This is a genomic window from Paenibacillus lentus (assembly GCF_042714055.1).
Lineage (GTDB): Bacteria > Bacillota > Bacilli > Paenibacillales > Paenibacillaceae > Fontibacillus > Fontibacillus lentus_A.
This window is the reverse complement of the sequence record NZ_JBHGVC010000012.1, coordinates 91168-114804: the sequence shown is the minus strand read 5'-3', so window position 1 is coordinate 114804 and position 23637 is coordinate 91168. Positions and strand designations below refer to the sequence as shown.

The 23637-nt window shown below is 50.2% G+C and carries 21 protein-coding genes; 3 read left to right on the top strand and 18 right to left on the bottom strand.

From position 1 onward, the window contains the following. Positions 1–4: 4 nt before the first annotated feature. From ACE3MQ_RS22090 to ACE3MQ_RS22080, 3 genes are all read right to left on the bottom strand, one after another. Positions 5–1432: a glycosyltransferase gene (locus ACE3MQ_RS22090; protein WP_379396774.1), complete on the bottom strand. Its 1428-nt coding sequence runs from the start codon at positions 1430–1432 to the stop codon at positions 5–7. 66 nt (positions 1433–1498) lie between these two features. After that, entirely contained in the window at positions 1499–2635 is a 1137-nt protein-coding gene (locus tag ACE3MQ_RS22085) for a CgeB family protein (RefSeq protein WP_379396772.1), read from the bottom strand. A gap of 34 nt (positions 2636–2669) precedes the next feature. Then, complete coding sequence (locus ACE3MQ_RS22080; RefSeq protein WP_379396770.1) at positions 2670–3767, bottom strand: CgeB family protein; 1098 nt, start codon at positions 3765–3767, stop codon at positions 2670–2672. Positions 3768–4092: 325 nt separating this feature from the next. Here ACE3MQ_RS22080 and ACE3MQ_RS22075 point away from each other — a divergent pair, with 325 nt between their 5' ends. Further along, complete coding sequence (locus tag ACE3MQ_RS22075) at positions 4093–4290, top strand: hypothetical protein (protein ID WP_379396768.1); 198 nt, start codon at positions 4093–4095, stop codon at positions 4288–4290. A gap of 36 nt (positions 4291–4326) precedes the next feature. On the opposite strand, the gene ACE3MQ_RS22070 is transcribed toward ACE3MQ_RS22075, so the two are convergent. From ACE3MQ_RS22070 to ACE3MQ_RS22025, 10 genes are all read right to left on the bottom strand, one after another. Beyond that, positions 4327–4638 carry a hypothetical protein gene (locus ACE3MQ_RS22070; protein ID WP_379396766.1) on the bottom strand — a complete coding sequence of 104 codons (312 nt, stop codon included), beginning with the start codon at positions 4636–4638 and terminating at the stop codon, positions 4327–4329. Continuing rightward, on the bottom strand, positions 4635–4988 hold the full coding sequence (locus ACE3MQ_RS22065; protein WP_379396764.1) for a restriction endonuclease subunit S: 354 nt from the start codon (positions 4986–4988) through the stop codon (positions 4635–4637). The genes ACE3MQ_RS22070 and ACE3MQ_RS22065 overlap by 4 nt, the downstream gene beginning before the upstream one ends. A 24-nt stretch (positions 4989–5012) precedes the next feature. Beyond that, positions 5013–5300, bottom strand: a complete 288-nt coding sequence (locus tag ACE3MQ_RS22060; RefSeq protein ID WP_379396762.1) for a nucleoside-diphosphate sugar epimerase — start codon at positions 5298–5300, stop codon at positions 5013–5015. 119 nt (positions 5301–5419) lie between these two features. Then, positions 5420–6778, bottom strand: coding sequence for a glycosyltransferase family 2 protein (locus tag ACE3MQ_RS22055; RefSeq protein WP_379396760.1), 1359 nt, complete (start codon positions 6776–6778; stop codon positions 5420–5422). Then, on the bottom strand, positions 6775–7866 hold the full coding sequence (locus ACE3MQ_RS22050) for a GT-D fold domain-containing protein (protein ID WP_379396758.1): 1092 nt from the start codon (positions 7864–7866) through the stop codon (positions 6775–6777). Before ACE3MQ_RS22050 ends, ACE3MQ_RS22055 begins: the two co-directional genes overlap by 4 nt. 41 nt (positions 7867–7907) lie before the next feature. Then, positions 7908–8639, bottom strand: coding sequence for a sugar phosphate nucleotidyltransferase (locus tag ACE3MQ_RS22045; RefSeq protein WP_379396756.1), 732 nt, complete (start codon positions 8637–8639; stop codon positions 7908–7910). A 33-nt stretch (positions 8640–8672) separates the two neighbouring features. Continuing rightward, on the bottom strand, positions 8673–9419 hold the full coding sequence (locus tag ACE3MQ_RS22040) for a glycosyltransferase family 2 protein (protein WP_379396754.1): 747 nt from the start codon (positions 9417–9419) through the stop codon (positions 8673–8675). Continuing rightward, the gene (locus ACE3MQ_RS22035) at positions 9416–10522 is read right to left on the bottom strand and encodes a glycosyltransferase family A protein (protein ID WP_379396752.1); all 1107 of its coding nucleotides are present in this window, start codon (positions 10520–10522) and stop codon (positions 9416–9418) included. The genes ACE3MQ_RS22040 and ACE3MQ_RS22035 overlap by 4 nt, the downstream gene beginning before the upstream one ends. Before the next feature lie 5 nt (positions 10523–10527). Continuing rightward, positions 10528–11343 (bottom strand): glycosyltransferase family 2 protein, encoded by an 816-nt coding sequence (locus ACE3MQ_RS22030; protein ID WP_379396750.1) that lies wholly within the window; start codon positions 11341–11343, stop codon positions 10528–10530. Between the two features lie 208 nt (positions 11344–11551). Continuing rightward, positions 11552–12709: a glycosyltransferase family 4 protein gene (locus ACE3MQ_RS22025; protein ID WP_379396748.1), complete on the bottom strand. Its 1158-nt coding sequence runs from the start codon at positions 12707–12709 to the stop codon at positions 11552–11554. A 203-nt stretch (positions 12710–12912) separates the two neighbouring features. Here ACE3MQ_RS22025 and ACE3MQ_RS22020 point away from each other — a divergent pair, with 203 nt between their 5' ends. Continuing rightward, the gene (locus ACE3MQ_RS22020; RefSeq protein WP_379396746.1) at positions 12913–14028 is read left to right on the top strand and encodes a YheC/YheD family endospore coat-associated protein; all 1116 of its coding nucleotides are present in this window, start codon (positions 12913–12915) and stop codon (positions 14026–14028) included. Positions 14029–14124: 96 nt separating this feature from the next. Here the strand turns inward: ACE3MQ_RS22020 and ACE3MQ_RS22015 are convergent, their stop codons facing one another. From ACE3MQ_RS22015 to ACE3MQ_RS22005, 3 genes are read right to left on the bottom strand one after another with little or no spacing between them, the layout of a single operon-like run. Next, on the bottom strand, positions 14125–14925 hold the full coding sequence (locus ACE3MQ_RS22015; protein WP_379396744.1) for an energy-coupling factor transporter transmembrane component T family protein: 801 nt from the start codon (positions 14923–14925) through the stop codon (positions 14125–14127). Then, positions 14922–16556: an ABC transporter ATP-binding protein gene (locus ACE3MQ_RS22010; RefSeq protein WP_379396742.1), complete on the bottom strand. Its 1635-nt coding sequence runs from the start codon at positions 16554–16556 to the stop codon at positions 14922–14924. Before ACE3MQ_RS22010 ends, ACE3MQ_RS22015 begins: the two co-directional genes overlap by 4 nt. A 3-nt stretch (positions 16557–16559) precedes the next feature. Next, positions 16560–17162, bottom strand: coding sequence for an ECF transporter S component (locus tag ACE3MQ_RS22005; protein ID WP_379396740.1), 603 nt, complete (start codon positions 17160–17162; stop codon positions 16560–16562). A 372-nt stretch (positions 17163–17534) separates the two neighbouring features. Here ACE3MQ_RS22005 and asd point away from each other — a divergent pair, with 372 nt between their 5' ends. Beyond that, positions 17535–18359: an archaetidylserine decarboxylase gene (gene asd, locus ACE3MQ_RS22000; RefSeq protein WP_379396738.1), complete on the top strand. Its 825-nt coding sequence runs from the start codon at positions 17535–17537 to the stop codon at positions 18357–18359. A 400-nt stretch (positions 18360–18759) separates the two neighbouring features. Here the strand turns inward: asd and ACE3MQ_RS21995 are convergent, their stop codons facing one another. Both ACE3MQ_RS21995 and ACE3MQ_RS21990 read right to left on the bottom strand, forming a co-directional pair. Then, positions 18760–19671 carry a DUF4097 family beta strand repeat-containing protein gene (locus ACE3MQ_RS21995; protein ID WP_379396736.1) on the bottom strand — a complete coding sequence of 304 codons (912 nt, stop codon included), beginning with the start codon at positions 19669–19671 and terminating at the stop codon, positions 18760–18762. A 299-nt stretch (positions 19672–19970) separates the two neighbouring features. Further along, positions 19971–23540: a glycosyl hydrolase 53 family protein gene (locus ACE3MQ_RS21990; RefSeq protein ID WP_379396734.1), complete on the bottom strand. Its 3570-nt coding sequence runs from the start codon at positions 23538–23540 to the stop codon at positions 19971–19973. Between the last annotated feature and the right edge of the window lie 97 nt (positions 23541–23637).

Below are 23637 nucleotides of genomic sequence, written 5' to 3'. Positions count from 1 at the left end.
TATCTCATCTCCCTGTTGAAGTTCTCAGCCCTTTTCTTTGCTTCTTTCTCGTTCGGCTAGCCCGTTTTGGGCGACGTTGGGTTCTGCCTCTTCGCTTCGTTCGAGTCTTGCTTCCCTTCAGCCGGCGCCGCAGACTCCGCTTCCCTCGGCCAAGACGATATAATCTGGCCTTTTTGCCAAGCCGGCGAGCCTTTGGCCTCGGCTTGGATTTAGGCTGAGCCGTTGGCGGATCCGAATTCGAAATGTTACTGCTTGTTAGGCCGTTGATGCAGTTCACTACAGCCTGGAGATTAGCATCGTACGCATTTGGACCGAAGCAGGCTTCAATCTGGATTCGGTTGCTGCCGCCTACAGATTCCATCAGTCCAGGCTCCTCAAGGAGCAAGGATGCTTTGGCACAAAGCTCCTGATAATTCCCGAGGGCAACTAGAAACGGATCATTGCCCGTATATCTTAATATTTCATTCAAGCCTCCAGATGCGTAAGCAATGACGGGCTTACTGAGGATCATTGCCTCCATGGCCGTAAGGCCGAAGCCTTCATCCCGTACACTTGGAACTATAACGACATCCATTGCGTTGAAAGCAGCTTCGATATCAGATACATGATCGATAAATATAAAACGCTCGGCATAAGGAGAATCATTGACCTTTTGTCTAAGCCCTCGATAAAACAGCTTATTGATTTCGGTGCCTATCACCACAAACTTGGTATCCCTGTACTTTCCTGCTAGCTCTAGGGCCGCATTAATAAAATGGTCTGCCCCCTTCTCGGCGGTTAGATAGGACGATATATAGCCAATCAGCTTCTCCGCAGAGTCTACTTTCCACTCGTGTCTTTGCTGCTCCCGCATCTGCGGCCATAAATGCGGATTAAAATCATTCCAAGACCAGGAAGGGTACAGGAGGCTTAGTTTCCTGCCCGAGCACTCGCGTAAGGGAGCTGCTACCGATTCCGAAATGCAAATGACCCAATCGCTGTACCGGTCAATGATCTCAGCAGAGGTCATCAAATACTCGTTATTGGCGATGACTTCAGTAATATGCCAAATCACGGGTATAGCCATAGATTTCGCTGCCATTGCCGGAACAGCATGGACACTCGTATTGACCAGCACATAATCCGGCTGTTCTTCAGATAATAATCGCGTGGTTTCTTTGAACGAAGCGTCCTTTAGAAATGCCTCGGCTTGATGAGCAAGCCCTTCATCCGGTAAACACATCCCGTAAAGCAGTGGAATATTTTGGATAATTGTCCTTATGCCGCATTGGGCAGCCAGTTGGGATAACTCGCCCTCCTTAGGAACAACTATGGCGCATTGGTAGTAGCCCGATAGCTTCTTGGCCAGAAAGAGCAGCAGCTTCTCTGCTCCTGTTATATTTCTCTTGTTGCAAACGTGCGAGAATAATAACAGCTTCTTCATGTCTGACATAACGCTCTCTCCTCTTCAGGGTCAAATGGAGATCCTCACCTCCTCTTTCGGTAATCGAATGACAGACTAACCGAAGATCCGGCTTAGCATTTCGTGGAGACGATGGGAATACGTATGCTCCCGGTAGGTTCTCTCTAAGGCTCGAAGGGCAATTTCACGACGTTCCGTCTCATGGGTCAAATAGTAATTCACTTTTTCAAGCAGTTCATTTGGACTGCTGAAGGTTACAATCTCCTGTCCAGGAGTATAGAAATTACTCAGATCATCCCGTACATCGGCAATCTGCAATGTCGCACATGCGGATATTTCGAAGGTGCGGGGGTTCGGAGAAGCTGCCGTAAGGCCGATCGTATTGTTATTCACAGACGCATCATGAGGGGAACGATGCAAATTCAGTACGATTTTTGAGCCGCTATAAACTTCTGCCGTCTCGCCGGGCCCCATCCATTTTCCAATTTCAATTCGATCCGGGTAGGAGGCGTATTCAGGCAGCCGATCCCACCAAATTCCATTTATCATCAGGCCTTTATCAATAAGCCCGCCGATAATCGGCTGCAGGAATTGAACGCGATTCCAGTAGGCGGAGCCGATAAAGCTGATTTCCCGCCGAACAGGAGAACGGGTAAGCGTTGGACGATAATGCTGAACATAGGCTGCAAAAGGCAAATAATGCACATTTGCGCAGCCTGCAGAACGATAGAAATCCAGGCAATTGCGTTCCAGGGTAAAAACATAGTCATAATGCGGTGCAGTTCTGACGGTCATATCGGTATAGTAGGGATCATCCGTCAGCCAAATCGCGGTTCTTATTCCTTTTGCCCGTATCGCATCTACTTCTTCGACGGGCAGTTCCATTCCATCGAGTACAAGTACTAAATCGGCTGAAACATTCACTGCAAGCTCAGAAACCGGCTGCCCAGGCTCCGCTACGCTTACCCCAGTTGCCAGTGTGTGAAGCGTGGCTATGATCGCTTCATCAATAGGAGAATAAGGAAATCCCTTGCCCGAGGATACATAAAGTACATTCAACGGCCGGATTGGAAATGAGGTATGAGGAGCCTCCATAATTGCTTTCGCCCGCCCGCGTAAATACCCCTCGTCAAAGCCGTCCTTTAACCCGGCCTCCCTTCCTTTCCACCTTGAATCATAAACTTCTCCCTCCAAAGTATGAGGCACCGACTCGGATTCTGAATGAACGAACATACTGTCACTCCTTCTGAATAATTAATAAGAGCACTTAAAGGATTTTCACTTCGGCAAGCAAGCGTCCAATACGTTCATGAAACGTATGCTTCAAGCGAGTCGTCCATAGAGAACGCCAGGCCAACTGAAGACGCTCTTGATCATGCTCCAGGTAATAATCGATCTTCGTCTGTAGCTCTGCCGCATCAGTAAATGTCTCGATGTCATACCCTGGTTCATAATGCGCAGTTAAATCGCCACGGACATCCGTTATTTGCAGTGTTCCACAGCCTCCGATTTCGTAGGTTCTCGGATTGATTGAACCCCCTTGAATATCCATGCTATTTCGGTTATCCGATCCTGCCGTCGTAGGACGATGGAGATTAATGACGATTTTAGAACCGTTATAATAAGACACCGTCTCTTCTACCGGAATCCAGCCGCTGCGGACGAAGCGTGACAGCTGGTCATATTTCGTCAGGCGATCCCAGTGTCCACCTGCAATAAGCACCTTTTTGTCCTGCAGATACGTAGCCATTTGATCAAAGATCTCTGCCCGGTTCCAGAATGCATTGCCGATAAAGCAGATATCGTAGTGATATTCAGGCAGGGTCCGTACCGGACGAAATATTTGCGGATTTGCGGCAAGAGGGAGGTAATGAACATTCGGGCAGCCCATTCGCCGATAAAGCGCTACGCACTCCAGTTCATGCGTGAACACCTCGTCAAAGCACTGAGCAATACGTACCGTATCGTCTGTGAAATAAGGATCATCTACAAACCAGATGGCGGTATGAATCCCCCGCTCGCGAATAGCCAGAATCTGCTTCTCATGATCGGGCGGAAATACGTGCAGCCCGTTCATCACGAGTACCAGATCAGGTCGAGTGGCTACGGCCATGGTTAAAGCTGACTCTGGGTCTGCCACGATACATTCTGCTGTCAGTTCGCTCAACGCTTCCACCACCCCGCGATCGATCGCCTCAAAGCCTTGGGGGATATAAAGAACGCGGTAATTGCTTTTACTGGGGGATCTTTGTTTTGGAATCCGCTCAAGGACGGCCTGGCATCCTCCGAACCGGTAGCCTTCAAGGAACCCAGCCTGAAAAGTTTCGCTCGCATCCGACTTGTTCGTATTCTTCAAGGCATTCATCCTATCTATAGTGGAATTTCATAGGTCTGTATAAATATATGCGCGGAGGGCATGTGCATCATGGACGACTACCCGGAAGCTTCATAAATTGGCGAATGCCATGAAAGGACAACCGCCTGGCCTACTGCAAAAGCGGCAAACCAAAAGCGGGCTTCCGCACCGGTTAACCCGGGGCTGAAGCCCGCTGATTGCACTCAAACTCTATTTTTATAGGCTAATTTGTGACCATCTTCGAAGCCCTTCGAGAATCCCGAATTAAATCCCTCCTGGTAAGCTTCATCATAAGCTTGCTGATATAAAGCCGGATCATCTACAGGAACTCTTTGTGGAGGAACCTCATGTACAGGCTCGGGCGCCACTGGAAGGACATTCTCAGCCTGTTGTACCGGTGCTGGAAGGCGTTTTTTTCTTCTCCGTAATCGTCCATACCTGGTTCGATGGCCTGTTTTTCTGCCTAGAAGCCTGCGTCTTCGTCGAAGTGACAATTTACGTTTGCTGCCAGAGCCTGCTCTTCTTTTTTTAACTAGCTTTGATCGACGTTTCCGCCAAGGTTTGGTCGTTAACATTCATTATCCTCCCGTTCTCCTCGGGCTGCAATATTTGCTGGATAGCAGGAGTCCATAATCCAGGGCATTGAAGGAGTTCCATAATGTACTTGATGCAGCGTAATACCGCATACGGTTTGAGCTATGGCCTGCTGATACTTGGTTAATACTTGAATATTTTGTGCCAAATGACGAGCCGTCTCAGCCGAATGGTCTGACACATCCGCCAAGCTGTCCAGAATCCGTGCCATCGCCGTTTGACTCTTGGCGATCGAATCTATCAACCGCAGCTTAGATGCCTCGGCGGAGCCGATTCCCGTCATCATTTCTCCGAATCCTCCAAATCAAAGGAGCCGCTGAACAAGCCGTCAAACCCATCACCATCGCCAGAGCCCGATTCCTCTTCCTCCGATATGAGCACGGCTTTCAGATTGCTGCAGAATCCGTTCTGCAGCTTAGTTAGACCGTCTATCACTTCAACCAGCTGCTCATGGATATCAAGCGGTTCAGACAGCATTTTTTCATGGCTCTCGAAGCTCCCGCCGTGCACATGATTCAGTACCCAGTTGCGAACCTTTTCAGCTTCTACCGCCTTCGCTTCCAGAATCATAGAAACATTCCACTGAACCTTCGCTGCCGCCTCCAACACATTCAAAAAAGACTGTTCTCTGCTCATCGTATCATCCTCACTCGTATCAACCTATTCTTCATCCTGATCTTTTAATTCCTTGATCACGAGTCCTAAGTTTTCAGCCATGGCCTCCTCAAAATCAGCAATTGAATTCAAATAGGAGACAACGCTTTTATTAATGCGTCCCGTATTTTCGATCAACCCGTCCGTTCCGTCAAAGGCCGGTTCAGCATCAGGAATAGCATGAATAATTTGCGCTATACGAACCGCAACCTGCCGCTCAGCATCGATAATTCGCGCGATTTGCCCATGGGAGTGGGAGATATGAATGATCATATCCGTAATTTTTTGTTCCACCCGGATTCCTCCTACTTCACTCGATTATGCCGGGCACGACAGTATAACTGATAACCGCTCCCGGGTTCACCTGCTCCAGCATATGCGGAGGCCAGGTTCGTCGTTACTGATAACCAGGATTATAATTCTACCGATCTAAGTCTGGGAGGCGGCACAATCGGCGTGCCTTCCTCATACTGCTTCAATTCCTCTAACGTAATTAGCTCCGGCTCCATTGGCAGCCCCCAAAGCCTGCATGCGTAAACGGAGGCAATTTCACGCAATTGCCCCCGGTCAAGCTGATAACGTCTGCCATTTCCGGTATGCACGACCATTCCCTCCCGCAGGCGGGCTCCTCCGGAATAATTAAACCCGATATTCGAGGGCTGTATTCCCGTCGGTATTTGCAACAAATCGATAACCGACAGCCTGACCGTCTTATTAGGCACTGCTCCTGTAATTAACGACCCGGATAACGGATACTTCACGCCGTGCTCCAGCCAAAAACGCTTGCCGGAGCCTCCCTCCACCCAAATATGCGTAGGAAAAAAATCAACAGACCGTCTATTGCGCAATCCCCCGTCTTTTTCCTTCATCCGCTGAGAGAGCTCTGAGAAATTGCCCCACTTTTCACGAAAAAAGTGCTCGTTTTTATCGTTAACAGCAGCAAAGCCTTCTTCACCCAGGCTCTTCATCGTTACGCTTCCGATATGATGCACGAATGTATCGCCGGCAATCATCAGGCGCTTGCCCTGCAGCTGCAGCCGAAGGATCCAGTCGTCATCTTCGAAATTGCCGATCTCATAACCTTCATCGAAGTAGCCGACCTCTTCAAACACATGCCGATGAAATAAAAGACAAAAACCAACAAGGCGGTCGGTATACCGCCATTTCAAACTATCGCTCGCATTGTACTTCGCTGCGAACGCCTCCATCTCCGGCAGGCTGCTATAGGAAGTATTTATTTGCTGCTCTCCGCTAATATAGTTCGTAACCGGGCCGACCACTGCCGCTGAACTGCTGTTCAGGGCAATTAGCATTTGGCTCAGCCAGCGTTCAGTTACGAGGACATCATTATTTAACAGCACGATTGTGCGGCCTTTTGCCATCATTAATCCGGTATTAACTGCGCTGGCAAAACCTAAATTTTGCTGGTGGATTCCGACGCGAATCGCTCCTCTTCGCTTTTGCAGCGCCTTGCTGGTTCCATCCGTTGAACCGTCGTCCACAACGATAATCTCATAGGGGAGCTCCGTGTGAGCTTCAATGCTAGCAATGCATTGCAGCACTAAATTCTTTTGATTGTAAGTAGGAATAATGATACTCGTACCTTCAAAAGGAAGAGCAAAAGTCCGCCGTCCCTCCATTACTCCCTGTTCATATCCGGCTTGATATCCTTTCTCATACCTCTCTGCGGATTTTATCTTTGAACGCCTTACCGCTTCTGCCCGTTCCCTTTGCACTGCTTGGCGCAACGCTCTATGTCCATCTCTACTCATCCATTCACCCCCAAGCCAGGCAGTAAAAGAGATTCCCCGCTCTCCAGAAGATTCGCCAAATGCCCCGTATCAAACGATACTTTGCCGAGCTCTCTGGCAATGGCTGTACAAATCATAACAGCGGCAACGCCTGCCGCTACAAGGGCGAGATCAAAATCCATGTCCGAAATTTGTCCCATAATACGACGCACGTCATGCACCCCGTTAACCGGAGTAACGATTCCGACAACCTCCAAGCCGTGCCCGCTGAGCACATTCGATAATCCGGCGGCTTTATTCCCTATAAGAAGCAGCTTGCGGCCTCGAAGCATTTGATAGAGTAGACCTTGCTCGTGTAACGCATAATTCACCGTGGAGGAGGTCATTCTCAAATTGTAGTAGGGGATGCCCAACTGCTTCAGCACCGGGAATAGCAGCCCTTGGAAGGAGGGATGCCGTGATTCGGGAATTCCCACAATGCTCGCCTGGCGAAGGGAATCGGCTAATGCCTTGCGGGCCGCCCCATCAGGAAGAATTACCCCAGCGTAAGGCAAAAACGGCCCCATATGCCTGGCCTGCTCCGCGGAAATGACCATATCATGCGCCAAAGTGAGCAGTTCGCCGTCGCCAAGGCGAATGACCGATAATGGCAACCGCTGATCCAGGGCTTGAATGATTTCCGTATATACAGCGGCCGGGGGCAGGATAGGAATAAGCGAAGAAGCTGCTTGCCGAACCCCAAGAGCAATCACATCATCGAGGGTCATATCCGGCAGCACGGTATGGGGAGGGAGCTGCCGCGTCAGCTTGGCTTCTCCGCCTTCATAGTAGCCTTTGTTATAGCCCTCCTCATAGGCGATATTGTCGTCCCGTTCAGAGGAGGCCATATTCCCCGGGCAAGTCTCCGCCTCTTTTTCTATATCGTCTCTCACGTTCCGGCTCAAGTTATATTCGGGAAGAGACGCCGGAGTATTTTTGCGAAGCCGTCCCCTTGTTGAGCTTACACGTTCACGGAGCGGCGTTCGCCTGCCTGTCTTACCAAAGCGTTTTCTAGTCCTGGTCAAATCACGTTTGCGGCGTGTTGGACGTTTGTGGCGTTTGCCTTCCATGCAAGCTCCCTCCTTTCACTCGTCATGATCTTGATTCAACCTTAAGGAAGCACCCCTCTCATCTTTACCCCGGCTTCCAATAAGGATTCGAACGTTCCGGCATCCCCCCACCATAATTGGAGGATATCGTACTCCAGCTTCCCGTCCTTGGCATATAAATTGTTCACATCGGTAATTTCCAGCTCACCGCGGGCAGAGCGGTTTATCGTGTTAATGCGTTCGAAAACCGTATCATCATACATATATATTCCTGTCACCGAATAGCTGGATTGCGGCTTTTCCGGCTTCTCTTCTATAAAAGAAATCAGGTCAGGGCGATTCTTATCGAATACCGGAACCCCATACCTTCTCGGATCATCCACCGGCTTCAGCAGCACCCTAGCGCTTCCGTGAGTCTGCTTCGCAAAACTCTGCACATAAGGCGTTAGATCGTCCAGAAACAAATTGTCGCCCAGCAGCACAACGAATTTTTCACCCGGCACGATAAAGCTTTTAGCCAAATTTAACGCTTCGGCAATGCCCCCCGCGGTCTCTTGTACGCGATAGGTCAGGCTTACACCAAAGTTCTCCCCGCTTCCTAAATAATTCGTATACAATCCCGCGGACTGCTTGCCGATTACGAGGAGGACGTCTGTTATTCCTGCTTGCCGAAACCGTTCAATACCATAGCTAATCATCGGATAGCTCCCGACCGGGAGAAGATGCTTATTAACGATTCGAGTCAACGGATGAAGACGAGTTCCTGTCCCTCCCGCCAAAATTACACCTTTCATATGCTCCCCTCCCCTAAAGCTGATTTTTCCTGTTCACATATATATCCACGGATCAATCCCCCACTTATCGATAAATTGCCTGCGATTACGCTCTATAAGTGAATTCCAGCCGCCAGGATTTTCTGCCGCAAAGCTGGCGCTCCCCGCGTGATATACGAGCGTATCTCCGCTAATCAGCAGCCGAAATGCATGCTGACGTGCCCGGTAGCAATAATCATCGTCCTCGTAATGCCCAGGCGAATATCGCTCGTCGAGCGGCCCTATGATCTCCCACAGCCTTCGTTTAAATAAGAAGCATAGGCCGACAAGGCGTTGAACCTCCTGCCACTTTTCGGAATCGGCTTGATTATGCCGTTCAGCGATTTGCATAAATTCTTCCAGCGTTCCCCATTCAATGTCCTTTTGCTGGCGTCCGCTCGCATAATTCGTCAGCGGTCCGACAATGCCAACCTCATCCGCACTGTACAGGGCACGAAGCATGTTTGACAGCCAGCGCGGTGTGACGAGGACATCATTGTTCAGGAGCAGCAGCTGCTCGCCGGAGGCAATGGCCAACCCCCGGTTGCAGGCAGCCGGGAACCCTTCGTTTCTTGGCAGTGCCACAAGCGTGAGATCCGCTTGAATGCAGTATTCCTGCGTTCCGTCCGTAGATCCGTTGTCGACGACAATAATTTCATACGGTACTTCGGTATGCCGGTGAATCGACTCGATGCAAGAAGTTAATAAATGCAGACCGTTATGCGTTGGAATAATGATGCTCGTCAGCTTCGTTTCGTTCATCGGCGATTCCTCCTCCGCGCCAGTTCACTGCGTGGCAGCCTCGTCATTTTCAGCCTGCTCCCTTGCAAGCCCATCACCGCTTCCAGCGCTTCGATATGATCTCCAATGATGAGCTGAGCTACTTCATTGCCAGCACCGACGTTTCCGCTGCGTATCCTATTTTTCCTGACGACATCCACCGACTGCGGCGCCCGGATCGCAAGTCCCTGCACGATGGCCAGAGCCTGTGCTTTGGGAGGCACGATAAAGGATTGGGCTCCCAGGACTGAAATAGCCCGGCGGGATATGGCATGAGGAACTGCCGTCAGGGAGTTTGCCTTCAAGTCGGGCCGTCCAAGCATATGGTTCAGAAACATCTTGCTGCGAGTGACCGCGTCCTGCTTTGAAAATGGGGGCAGGTAAGGGGAGATATCATTCAGAGCAACATCTGTCCCTTTGTCAATCTCCAGCAGAAAAGAAACTAAATCCTCTGCAGCAAGCACGATATCGCCATCCGTGAACAACACGACATCTCCGGTAGCCAATGAAGCGCCGATTCCACGGGAAACATCATGTCCCAGCCGCTTGGGATAACTAATTACAGTTACACGTTCATTCCTTTCTATGGATTGAAAGCTGCTATCTTTGCAACCATTTAATATGACAATAATTTCCCGAATGGGCAGCCGGCATAATTCCGAAATGACGGCAGCAACCGTCTTCTCCTCATTGCTGGCAGAGACGACCGCGGTTACCGTTCCCCGGATCGGCAGTGGAATTCCCAGCATCGGCTGCTTGGCAATCATGTTGTAGCCATGGCGGTAAGCCATGGAAATGGATAGGATACTGCGCCAAGACAGCTTTGTATCTAGGGCCTCCCTGAACCACTCCCAGTAAGAGGATTGCAAATGCTCATACGAAAGGGAGCATTCCGCATGCCGAAAGGCAGCTAGATAACCTGCCTCACTGGCTCGATGCTCAAGCTCTCCCAATTTAGCTTTGCCTTGCATTTCAGTCTTTCCTGATTTCCGCAATCGCAGAGAGTGCTTATAGCGGCTGCGGGCGTGAGCTGTGACCGCAGATCGTTGTTGTCTCATCGGCTTCCCCGGCTTTTTCCTTGGCATGCCCCTCACCTCACCTTGTCTCGTTGGCGCCCGAGATCACCGTATCCCCCGCGCGACCCTCGTTCAAGAATGAGCCGATGTACGGCTTCCAAATGATCTCCTGCGATCAGGCTGGTCAGCGGGTCTTCCCTCTTGCCCCTGTATTTAGTCGGATTTATCCTTCCTACCTGTACAGAATGAACTGCCTGCACTTTAAACCCCCGAAGCACAGCTATTGTTAATGCTAATGGCGGAACTTCAAGCGTCCTATAACCGAGGGCTTCGATTACAACGCGGCTCATGGCATGTGGAACAGCCGTCAGGGATGCCCCTTTCAAATCGGAACGGCCCAGCAACGCATTCAGGGAATGTTTGGCCAGAACGACCGGATGAACCTCCCGTCCTCCCGTAGGCCCCAAATAATCATTGAGAGCCACATCCACTCCCTCTTTTACCGCCTTGACAAAGGGGCGAAGCTCTACGGCTGGAATGACCATATCGGCGTCAATAAACAACAATATTTGCCCTCTTGCAGCTTCTGCGCCGATTCGCCGTCCTACGTCGTGTCCAAGCGGCTCGGCAGCCGTGATGAGGCGGGCTCCCCGCTTTTTCGCTATGGCTGGCGTCCCATCCGTTGATCCGTTAGCCACGACGATGGTTTCGCTTTGGGGATGAACCCTGCTAGCTTCATAGAGAACGCCCGTTAGTGTAGCTTTTTCGTTCATCGCTGGAATAATAATAGACACTACTGGGTTGGGATGATTGTTCACGCGCCAGTCCGGCCGTTTGTAATTTCTATTCTGCCGTGCAGCGCGGCCAACCAGCCTGCGCTTTCTGAGCATAATGTCACCTCCCAGTTCCAACTGCAGCAAAGTAGAACCAATAGGGCTTTTTGTACTACCTCATACAGTGTATGTTGGTCCAGGGGCGTTGCAACGGCAAACGTACAGACCCTTTCCTTTTATAAATCAAGCTCAGCTCTAAAGAAAAAGACTATTCTCGCGAATGAGCGATCCACCCGCGAAAATAGTCTCTTTATCTATTCGTTTGCTATATTTTTGCATCCTGGCCTTTCATCAAATGAACCCAGCGTGCCGCCGTATGCTGCCAACGAAACCTGCGGCGGGCCAATTCCCGTCCCGCCTGCCCCATCTTTTTGCGCTGCGCTTCGCTTCCGAGTATGGCTACAATTCCCTTGGCCAGATCCTTGGGCAACGAGGCCTGGGGCAGCAGCAATCCGGACTCTCCGTCGATGACCACTTCGGGTATGCCTCCGACCTGGCTGGCTACAACGGGTACCGCCGATGCCATCGCCTCTACGTTTACCAGGCCGAAGGCCTCTTCTTCCCCGGAAGGAACGACTACAAGATCCGCCAGGTTATACCAATCAGCTATGTTCGGATAAGGGACATAAGGAAGAAATGCCACCCTATCTTTAAAGGGCTCAGCCATCCTTTTCAAGCGCCGGACGTATTGGCTTTCCCGGTTTACCCCGTAATACGCACTGCCGACGATGACCAGCATCGCTTCCTTCTCCTGTTTCAATATAACCGGAAGGGCGTTCAGCAAATGATGAACTCCCTTGGAAGGAAGCAAGCGCCCGATGAACATGACAATTTTCCGGCGGCTCCACCCTAAGTTGGCAAGTCTAGCCTGCCGCAAATATTCCCCCGGAGAGGTCCAACGGGGAGTGAAATCCTCCAGACTTACCCCTAATGGATTAACCGAAATTGGAGTCCGGATCGATGGAAAGCGCCGCTGGAGCTCTTTTTTCAAATACTGGCTATTAACTATAATCCGATCCACGCCATCCAATATATAACGCATCCGCGTCGCTGGCTGGTAGGAGACTGCAAAGAATGTGGTGGAGTGGAGGGTCAGGAACACCTTGGCCATCGGGAGCCTGCTCTTCAATTGAAAAGCAAGCAGAGGGCGATTATGAACATCTATCATGTCAGGATGCCACTTCTTTAAATGACGCAATAGCGAGATTAAGTATTGCTTGCCTCCAGGCATGCGAAAGCATGGGATAGAGGCAAGCTGCCCCAGAGCGGGAACCTGACCGTCCGATAGACCGAATATCCGAATTTCCAATTCATCCGCAGCCAGAGGAGCCACCTTCTCAATGACGCGCTCGACGGAGCTGCTATGTCCCGAAGGAATCACGAAGGTTCCCGGAGTAATGACCGCCACTTTTTGTCTGCTCATGTGCCCCGCCTCCTCTCACCAAAATAAACCCGTATTCTAAAATATGCACTGTCTTCCGCCGAGGTTAATTTTCAATGAAAAGTATGCCCCGTGACTGGCTACCATGACCAAAACAGGCTGTTGAAGCAGAGCAGTCGTCCACGCCTTTCAGGTGCTTCCACATAAATTGAACCAAGAGACGGACATACAAAGGAGGAAAATCCATGGGGCAAGACCGTGTCGGTATTCTGCTTAACTCCAGCATGTACCGGGGAATTCCCCAACGCAAAACCGGCCAGGAATCGATATCCAACTATGAAGAAGCGGCACGGGCTAACGGATTCATTCCTTGCTTTCTAAGAATAGGAGATATGGATACCGAAAGAAATCGTAGTATTGCCTACGTGAAAAGCGGCTATGATTACGTTAGAATGACAATTCCTACGCCGAAGGTCATTCACAATCGCGCTCTATATAGAGACTCATCCGTCCACCGTAAGCTTCGCAGCCTCGCAACCCAAGGCATTTACATTTTTAATGCCAACAACCGCTATGGGAAAAACATTATCCATCGCCTCTTGCAGGATGATCCTCAATTACGCGATTACCTTCCGGATACGGCCGAGGCTACCCCCGAATCACTGCACAACATGATGTTGAAATATGAGGACTTAATTTTAAAGCCTGTACGCGGATCGGTGGGGCACGGAATCATGAGATTGCAGCGGGATCACCTGGGTTGGAAGTTAACGCATCCTGCCAAGGCAAGGAGAGGCTGGATCACCGATAGAATCGGCCGGGATAGCTTGCCCGCTTGGCTTCACCGCCAATTTATTCAAACCCCTTATCTTGTGCAGGAGCGCATTCCGCTTGCTGAATATGAATCACGGCCCCTGGATCTGCGGGTTACCGTTCAGCGCGGTGCATTGGGCACATGGGGGATCACCGGAATGTTCATTAAAATTGCTCCGCAAAGCAGCTTTCTCTCCAACATTAGCAAAGGCGGCTGTCCTTATCCCGTTCAGCTGCTAACCCAATGCATACCTGCAAGGCTCGTGCCGACTGCCCTTTACCACGTAGAAATGCTTTCCCTCTCCATAGCCCGATATTTATCATCACGCCTGCCTCTGCTCGCCGATCTCGGAATAGACATCGGGTTGACGCTGGATGGGCAGCCCTACTTCATTGAATGCAATGGCAGAGATCAACGTTACGGATTTCGAAAAGCCGGGTTGACGGATATATGGAAGGAAACGTATCAACGACCGATGGACTTTGCTAGATATTTATATGACCACAATCAGTCTGAGATGATTGAAAGCTTGAGTAAAACGAGGTGATCGTTGTTCTTGTATTCGACTAGCCGTGGGGCGGCGCAAAAAATAGAAGTCCAAACCCGCCTGAGGCGAATCTGGACTTCTATCTTTTCTTTCTTGCTAATATCGTACATCTGCAATGCCAAACAACGGATACAGCTGCGACAAGCTGTAAGCTGCCGCCAAAGCCAAGGCCAGCAATAAAAGCACTCCTAAATCATATAGCGTAAATACGGATTTATAATAATATGTTCTCCGGCGGCTATTATGGAATGCCTTAGATTCCATCGCGACCGCTACGCGATGAGCGCGGCGAATGCTTTGGGACAGCAGGGGCACCGCATACAGCTTCGCTTGTTCAATCCAGCCGCGCATGCCCCGGGCATGCCGAACGCCCCTAATTTCAAGCGCATTGCGCCGAATTTGGAACTCTTCCCAAACCATTGGCAGCAGCCGTACGGAGGCCATAAAGCTATAAGCATATTTTGGAGCCAGCCGCACCTTCTGCATGAGGGCATAGAACAGGGCCACCGAGGAGGTCGTCAGCACGTACAGCAGCCCCTCTGCCGCAAATGTGACCGACTTAAAGCCGATGTGAATCCCCCGATAAAAGCTCTCTTCGGAAATGCGAATGATCCCCCACTTCCACCAGAGCGTATCCCCTTTGCCGAACAAAATCATCGTAATGGACGAAGATACGAAAACAAGCAACAACGGGAGAATCAGCAGCATGATTTTCCACGGAGGATGTCCACTCATCAAGAATAGGACAAGGAAGACGGCGATTGCCTGATAAACGATAAAATCCAAGCTATGCGTAAACAAGGTCAGCAGAAACAGCAGCAAAATCATGCCCAGCTTGGCGGCAGGATTAGCCCGATGCAACCAGGTTAATCTAGTCGGCGTAAGAAATTGTCTCATCGGTCTCCCTCTTCCTGCGAGGCCAGTACGTTTCTGTTCCTCAACTGCTTCATCTCATCTCCACGCTCTGTCAGCTGTTGGGAAACGATTCTTCCTTCCCTTACCTCCCAGCGCTTAGTGGCAATAATCTCCGCAATCTTCTCCTCATGCGTAACCATGATGACCGCCGTCCCCTGACGGCGCAGTTCCTCGCATACTTGTAAAATAGCAAAAGTATTTACGGCATCCTGTCCGAAGGTCGGTTCGTCCAGAAGCAGTATGGGCTTGTTCAACACTGCAGCGCCCGCCACGCTTAATCTCCGCTTTTGTCCCAGGGAAAGCTGGTAGGGGTGGCGGTGACCCAAGCCCTCCAGACCGAAGGTAAGTAAAGCCTCGCTTACTTGCTTCGATATATCCTCCTCATCCATCCCTTCCTGCCGCAAGGAAAAGGCGATTTCCTCCGCAACCTGTTCAGCTACGAATTGGAATTCAGGATTCTGAAATACAAAGCTGATATAAGAGGCCGCCTGTTTTACCTGATTTTGACGTTTTCTCCACCGCCTTCGTCCTGGAGATTTCCCTGTCTGACCGAATTGCTCGCCATCCAAGGGCCGTCCCTTCAGCAAATAGGTTCCCTCCGAGCTGAGCAAGCCCATCAGGCTTAGCAGCAGGGAGCTCTTGCCTGCGCCATTCGGCCCGGTCACCGCAATGAAATCCCCCGGAGCAATACTGGCCTCCTCCACCTCAATAACCGGTTTGCCGTATCTCAGCCCCCGGAATTGAGCCAACTCCAGCAGCTTCTCCGCTGGCTCAGGCAAGGGCCGTTCCGCTAGAACAGGTTCTAGGAGCGCTTCCCCTTCCGGAGAAGTAAAATAATGCTCCCATACGCCGGGATACCAAATTCCGAATTCCTTAAGCTCGGATTGATAGGTGCCGAACACCTCTTCCGGCGTTCCTTGGCCAAGCAATTGTCCTTCCGGGCCAAACAGAATGACCCGGTCGACAAAGCCGGCAATTTCCTCGATCCGGTGCTCTACAATAATGAGCGTCCGATCTGGCGATATCTTCTTCACCGTATCCCAAATCTGTTCCCGTCCTTCCGGATCGAGCAGCGCGGAAGGCTCGTCAAGAAACAGCACCTGTGGATCAGAGAGCAGGACGGAGGCCAGCGCCAGCCGCTGCTTCATGCCTTGGGACAAGGAGTCGATCTGTACATGCAGCTCCGGCAGACGAAGTCCGACCGCGCGGAGCACCTCCTCCATCCTTCCGTGCATTTCACTTTGGGGAACCGCTAAATTTTCAAGAACGAATGCCAATTCCTCATCCACATAGGGCATGCAAAATTGGGTGTCCGGATCCTGAAATACGAATCCCCAGGATGCAGGCTGAATTTGTTCCTGACAGCGCATCGGCACCTCGACAAGTGAAGGGATAATGCCCGAAAGCACTTGCAGCAGCGTTGATTTCCCACTTCCGCTGGGGCCAAGCAGCAACACCTTCTCGCCCTGCCGTACATGAATAGTAAAATCTTTAAAGACAAAACGGTCTTCCCCCGGAAATTTAAGCCGCAGCTCGGTTACGCCCGCTGCTATGGCCGCTGCCTGGTTCTGTTGGTCGCTTGCTGCGGCCTCATGTGTCAGTATAGGTATCATTGCCTAATCGTCCAGCGCCGCATAATCTTTATCTTCCACAGGACGAAGAAGATTAGTTACCCCCGTTGCCTCTACCGCTTTAACTATGGCAAACGCCAAGTATCCGCAAATGAGAGCCGAGCTGACCGCGCGCATCCCGTATTTGGCTAAAAGCAGCCAGGTCGGATAATCCTGGATGTAGCCGTAGTAAATGTCCGGAATCAATGATCCGATCGCCGCAGCTATTCCGGCCAAAGCCGCCACGGATGCCGAGTAGTTTTTGTACCGGAACGCTGCGAAGACCAGCTCAGCCCCGAGGCCTTGAAGCACGCTATACATGACGAGCTGTATTCCCCACTCGCTGCCGAACAATATCGATACATGCGCTGCGGCGATTTCGGCGATTAACGCCACGCCAGGCTTGCGAATCAACAAATATACAAGCGTAGAAGCCATAAACCACATACCATAGACGAGCTCATCCGCCTGCGGGAAAAACGAAAATAAATTATAAACAGCGCTCCAGAAATAATAAATTACTCCCAGAACGAGCGACACCAGGATCGTTACGAGCAGATCGCTCAGCTTCAATCCTCGTCCACCTCTTTTTTGTACTGCCTCTTGCATTACGGTCATCCCCTTCTTCTTGCTTCTTAGATTAGTATGGCTAAAAAATAAAAAAACCGACTGGATATGCTCAGGCGGCTGTAAGAGTTCATAGGCACATGAAAACCTTGAACGACGGATTATCTACGCTGGCATTATCCAGATCAGATTAACGGTCAACAGCGGTTTATGCTGTAATCTCAGCCTGATTCATCTCAAGCTCCCGTATCACTATGCGATTGACTTAACCATACAACAAGAGCTGCTATACTAGCAAGCATAATTTAATTATTACAGCTTCGTTGTTGATTTAGTTTATATTATATGTCAATATAATCGGAAATGGAAAACGGCAGCATACTTGTTCAGCACAGTAATTTAGGGGGAACAAATTTGACCGCAAAATGGATGAAATGGATGACTGAGCTTACCTCCCGGAAATGGATCTCCCGGCTGATGGGACGGTTTTCTCATTCGGAAGCAAGCCGACTCCTTATACCTGCCTTCGCTAAATCCTATGGCATTCCGCTGCATGAGGCGGAGAAGGACATTAAAGAATACAGGACGCTGAACGAATTCTTTACGCGCAAGCTGAAGCCGGATATGCGTCCGATTCACGCCCTGCCGGAAGGATTGATCAGTCCCGTCGATGCGTTAATTACGGCCATGGGGGAAATTCAATCGGGAACCATTCTTAACGTCAAAGGCCAGGATTACTCGCTGGAGGAACTGCTCAATCACTCCCCGCGCATTGAAACATATAACCAGGGCTACTTCTTCGTGCTTTATCTTAGTCCGACGGACTATCACCGCATTCATGCCCCCGTAACGGGACGCAAGCTGGAAAGCGAGCATATTAAGGGAAAGGTCTATCCGGTCAATGACTTTGGAATGAGGCATATGCGAACCGTACTCAGCCGAAACGAGCGGCTTATCACTTATATTTCCCATGATCTCGGCGAAGTTGCCGTCGTTAAAGTGGGCGCCATGAATGTTAGCAGCATTAAATATACAGATGCCAAGGCAAATCAATGGAACCGCGGTGATGATTTGGCTTATTTCGAATTCGGCTCGACGGTCGTCCTGCTCATCGAAAACGGCACATTCGAGCCGCTTCCTGAGCTCGCTGAGGGCTGCAAGGTTAAAATGGGCGAGCCTTTGGGGAGATTCTACTCCGCGAATAAGACCAAACGTGGCAATGGGCCTCATCTTGGATAGCGATAGAGGTGAAAGCAGGCCGTTCCCTAATACTGGGGACGGCCTGCTTCTCTTAAGGCATTAATTTATACAAACTGTGTTGAATGCGTTTCAAAGTGTATCTAAATGTATTTCATACACTTAGTTTGTTGACATTTGCCATGTCAGGGACAACTAACTGTAAGACGGCATAAACTTTCACTTAATAGGTGTCCACTTTCTTGACAGAAGTCCATACCTACATTTAGTTTCGGACTATTACGACGATTTGATCCGAATAGAGCAAACTAACTGCATAACTTCTATTTAGCACAGGCATATTTTATAAAAGAAGCTTAACTAACAGCATAAAATACATCTAGTATTCGAATTCACTTAAAAATCAGGCTAACTGGATTGAATCCATCTTCTAATGTACGCATTAGTTCACCACGATCGTACCGATTTCGGATTGGAGCGTGATCTCTCCCCCGCCTCCATTAATTTCACTGGTTCCTTCCGGGGCGCCGCTAATTCCCCCTACCTCGGTTTTGGTTACGAGGGTGCACTGTACAGAATCGTCCAGTGCTACATTGATATTGCCAACCTCTGTCTTGACGTTGAGCTGACTTTCCTCGTTCATTTCCGCAATATGCATTTCAACGCTGCCCGTGGACGTTTTTATCGACGATTTCCCTGTAATGACCGCGTTATCCATTCGAATCGATCCAACTTCGCTGCTCAGGCTATAGCTTCCTTTCAGGTCGACAAGCTCAACGACACCGACATCATTATGAATATCGTAGCTGTCGATCGTAGCCGGCACTTCAATAACATAATCGATCATGAAATCAGAAATCCCGTATTTCTTCTCGGCCCAAGCCCATAGGCTTGTATTTGGCTCCCCCTTTGGATGCGTTGCGATCGCCAATTGATCACCCTTCTCGGTCACCGACACCTCTGCTTGATCCAAAATGCGCTGCCTGCTCTCCAGCTTGGTCGACTTACCGAACCAAACGGTAGTGTTGATACGTATTTCTTCCCCGTCGTAGGCACTGATTTTAATATTTCCTACCGAATGATCGAGACTAAGCGTCGTAGCCTTGCCCACTTGCCGGCTCGTCGAAATATCCCGGGACAATCCTGCTTCCTTGCTTCTTTGCCCCCATTCTTCGGCCACATTGATTACCGACTGCTCCAGCGAGCCTACCGCTTGGCCAATCGCTTCATCGGATTTCTCCTTCATGCTTGTACAGCCCGCCAGCATGATCAGCGATACCGCCGCGGCAGTCAATGTTATGGAATTCAATCTGCCCTTGCCTCTAGTTCTGTTTCTGCTTCTGCTTCTATTCATACTCCCGCTCCTATTCATGACCCTTGCCTCCCCTATCTTCTTCCGTATCTTCTTCCGAATGCAATGCAGTATATTACAGTTACAATTGTTATGTAAGTACCAAGCAACGTTTCATTTGTGTACTCCTTTATTGTATCTGATTATTTTCGCAGCTCCACGGGCTAGAGACTGGAGTTATCCTCGACCTGAGCCTAGGAAAGGAAGCTCCTTTCCTAATCGCTTTAAGCTTTGGCGGAATAAAGAAGCCAAGAAGCCGGCATCCGAATCGATGCCAGCTTCTTAAGTAAAGCTATATTATGTTACTTAGACAATAATTGATATACAATTTGCGCTGCTTCGGCCCGGGTTAAATAAGCTGTTGGGGCAAACTCATCGGCTCCTCTTCCATCGATCAACCCGAGAGAATAGGCCGAGTTTACAGAAGCCGCGGCCCAATCCGATATTTGAACTGCATCTGCGAAGGTGTGCGAAGCTTCCTGCACGGCTGCTGCTCCTCCTTGAAATGCGTAAGCCTTCATTAGCATTATCGCCATCTCCTGCCTAGTAACCGGCGTGCTCGGAGCAAATGTCCCCTCATTTCGTCCCTGCACGAGTCCGGCTTTATAAGCTCCCGACAATGAACTGAAATACCATGCGTCCGGGGATACATCGGCGAACGAATCCATCTCCCCTGGCTCAAGCTTCAACGCGCGTGCCAGCATCGCTACAAGCTCCGCACGGCTGACGGCAGTGCCCGGCTCATAGGAACCGTTTGGCGTTCCTACAACAATCTGCCTTGATGCCAGTCCAGAGATCGCATCATAAGCCCAGTATGTTTCTGGGACATCCGCAAACCGTTTCGTGAATTCCAGAACCGCATATTGGCTGAAGTGGTTGACTGTTGCGCTGATTTCTCCGTTAGTCCATTTGCCTCCTACGTACTCCGGTTTGCCTTCATCAGAAATATAGAAGATGCCCGTGTGCTTGATATGGTTTACTGCATCCTGCTTAATCCGTACTGTAATCGGAGATGAGAAGCTCGTTAGTTCCTTATTCATACCATCGCTTCTCACCACGACGAGCTTCAAATTATAGGCCTGCCCCAAAACTCTGATTGAAGTAAATTCATCTCGAATGGCTCCCAGCTTCAGAGCAGCCTCCACGTTTTCTTGATCCACCGCGGTAAGCTGCAGCTCAACCGCATAGCCGGAGGAAACTCCCCCGCTCCTGATAATCTGCTGCAGAACATCCGCCGGAATCACCAGCGACAATCTGCCGTTTGTCACTTCTAACTGACGCTTGCCCAGAAAGGCAATAGATTCTTCCGTCAAAATAATCTTGCTCACCTTCGACGCTACTGTCACCCGTCCAATCCCTGTTTCACTGATCTGGATTTGCTCAGGCGAAATTGTTGCTTGCTCTGGATCAGCATCGGTTTTTATCGGTTCAGTATTGCTTGCTCCTGGACTTGAAATAGAGGTTGTTCCCCCACCGGCTGCAGGTGCTGTAGGAGTTGTAGGTGGCATCGGCGTGGGTGGCGTTATAGGCTCTGCTGCTGTCATAACAAGCTCGACGTCGTCGAAATATCCCCAAGTTCCAGCCGGTGCTTCAACCTCAAATCCAATCGTTAACCTTCCATCCTTTACTTCAATGTCTTCCACGACATACTGCACCCAATTATTCCATCCGTTATTAACCATATCCTTGCTATGGATGACCCCTGCGCCATCCTCGGCAAACAGCTTCAGCCCCGTATCCCCGCCTCCTCCAGAAGCCCAGGCTTTAAGCGCATAGGTTCCATTTGGCAGGTTAGTGATGCTTTGCGTCAATTGAAAGGCGTATGGCTCACCGTACCAATAATTAAAGGCATGGCTTCCAGAATGGGCATTGCCGGCATTGTTATCAATCTTGCCCGCCGCACTCGTACCAGTCAGTGTCCAATCGCTCAGGTCACCGCTCTCGAAGCCAGCGTTTGTGACCATGTTCTCCTGTTCCAGTACTGTAATTTCTAGCTTGGCCTTTTGCTCCATGCCTGATATCTTGCCATAGACCGTAAATGTTCCCGGCGTTTGCAGCTGCTCTTTTGTTATAGAATCCCAAGTTACGGACGTCGATAAAATCGACCCTTCGTTGTACAGCACCTTCACCGTTGCCGGCAGCACAGGGACGATCCCTTTGGCGACCGTCATTTTGTCGGCAGGATAGACCAGAATCGGAAGCACTTCACTTATGCTTCCCGGCATAAATCGAAACACATTCAGCGATTCTAAGGCATTGCCATTATAATCAAACATCGCTTGATTCTCCCACGCATTGCCCTCTCCCGATTTCCAGCCTACCCCGGGAAGCCAGGCCGGCTCCCAATAAAAAACGCCGAGCCCCTGATGATTTCTGACGCTGGCCACGGTGTTGAATACCGTTTCAATTACTAGCTTCTGATTGTCCACCGAAGCCGGAAACCCGGCGATGTCCGTCTCGCTCTCGTTCACGATATTTCCATGATCATCCCCATTTTCGTAGGTGTACGCATAAGCGGTCTCTACGACAACAACCTGCTTGCCATATCTTGATGCCAAATCATTCAAATTGCTCTTCAAATCCTGGAAAGTCCCATGCCAATACGGATAATAAGACAGGCCTATGATATCGTAATCCACGCCGCGTGCTTTGATCTGATCAAAGAAGCTGCGGAACTTGCCGTTGCTTCCCCCCTCAGCGAGATGAATCATAATTTGGGCTTGATGGCTGGCCGGCGTCGTGTCGCGAACCGCCTGAATCCCTTGCTTCAGCAGCTCGGCCAAATTATTGAAATTGCTGGTCGATCCGTCCGGAAGCAGCATCCCGCTATTAATCTCATTTCCGACCTGCACCATATCCGGATATGCGTTCACGGCCTTAAGCTCCGACAATACTTCCGAAGTATAGTCGTAAACCGCCTGCTTCAATTCCGGAAAGCTAAGCCCTTGCCAGGAAGCCGGCTTTACCTGCTGCCCCGGATCGGCCCAGAAATCGGAATAATGGAAGTCTACGAGCAGCTTCATGCCCGCAGCCTTAACCCGCTGCGCCATCGCGATCGTGTGGATCTTGTCATTATAGCCGTCCGCTTGCACAGGGTCATTCCAAACCCGCAAACGAACGTAGTTTACGCCGTGATTCTTTAAAATCTCCAGCAGATCCTTCTCCACTCCGCCTTCGTAATACTTGACTCCAGCATCCTCCAATGCCTGCAGCGTAGAGATATCTACGCCTTTGATGAATTCGTTTGGATGAAACGGTTCCTCGTCCCCCGTAATTTTTACCAGCTCGACATCGTCAAAATATCCCCAATAATTAGCCGGAGCAGCCACATCGAATCCTATCGTCATTTCCCCTCCGACTACCTCGATGTCCTGGACGATGTACTCCCGCCAGTTGTTCCATCCCGCATTGACTATCGCCACGCTTTGAACGAAAGGATTACCGCTGCCGTCATTCGTCTTGGCAAACAACTTCAAGTCCGCAGCATCCAATTCTCCGGAAGCCCACGCTCTCAGTTCATAACGGCCGTCCTCAAGACCGTTAATCGTCTGCGACAATTGAAGCTCATAGCCGCGATCATCAAACCAATAATTAAAAGCATGGCTTCCGCTATGAGCATCATTGGCGCTGTTCTTTACCAAAGCTGCATAAGTCGCCCCAGTCACCGTCCAGCCCGTCAGGTCGCCGCTTTCAAATCCCGGGTTCTCTAACGGGATGTCCATGGATGCCGCACTCGAACTCGCATTCGTACTCGCCCCTGCTCCCGCTGCTGCAATTGACCTCGTGCCATGGCTGAACTGAACACCTGAAAACGCCAATAAAGCAATCAAAAAAATGATGAACGGCCTTTGAACCCTCTGCATTGTTCTCATATCCTGCTTTCCTCCCCATATTGTAGTTGCATGGAAATGAAACGATCTTTTTGAATAACACCCCAATGATCGTCTCTCTGCATCTATTGTAGTAGGA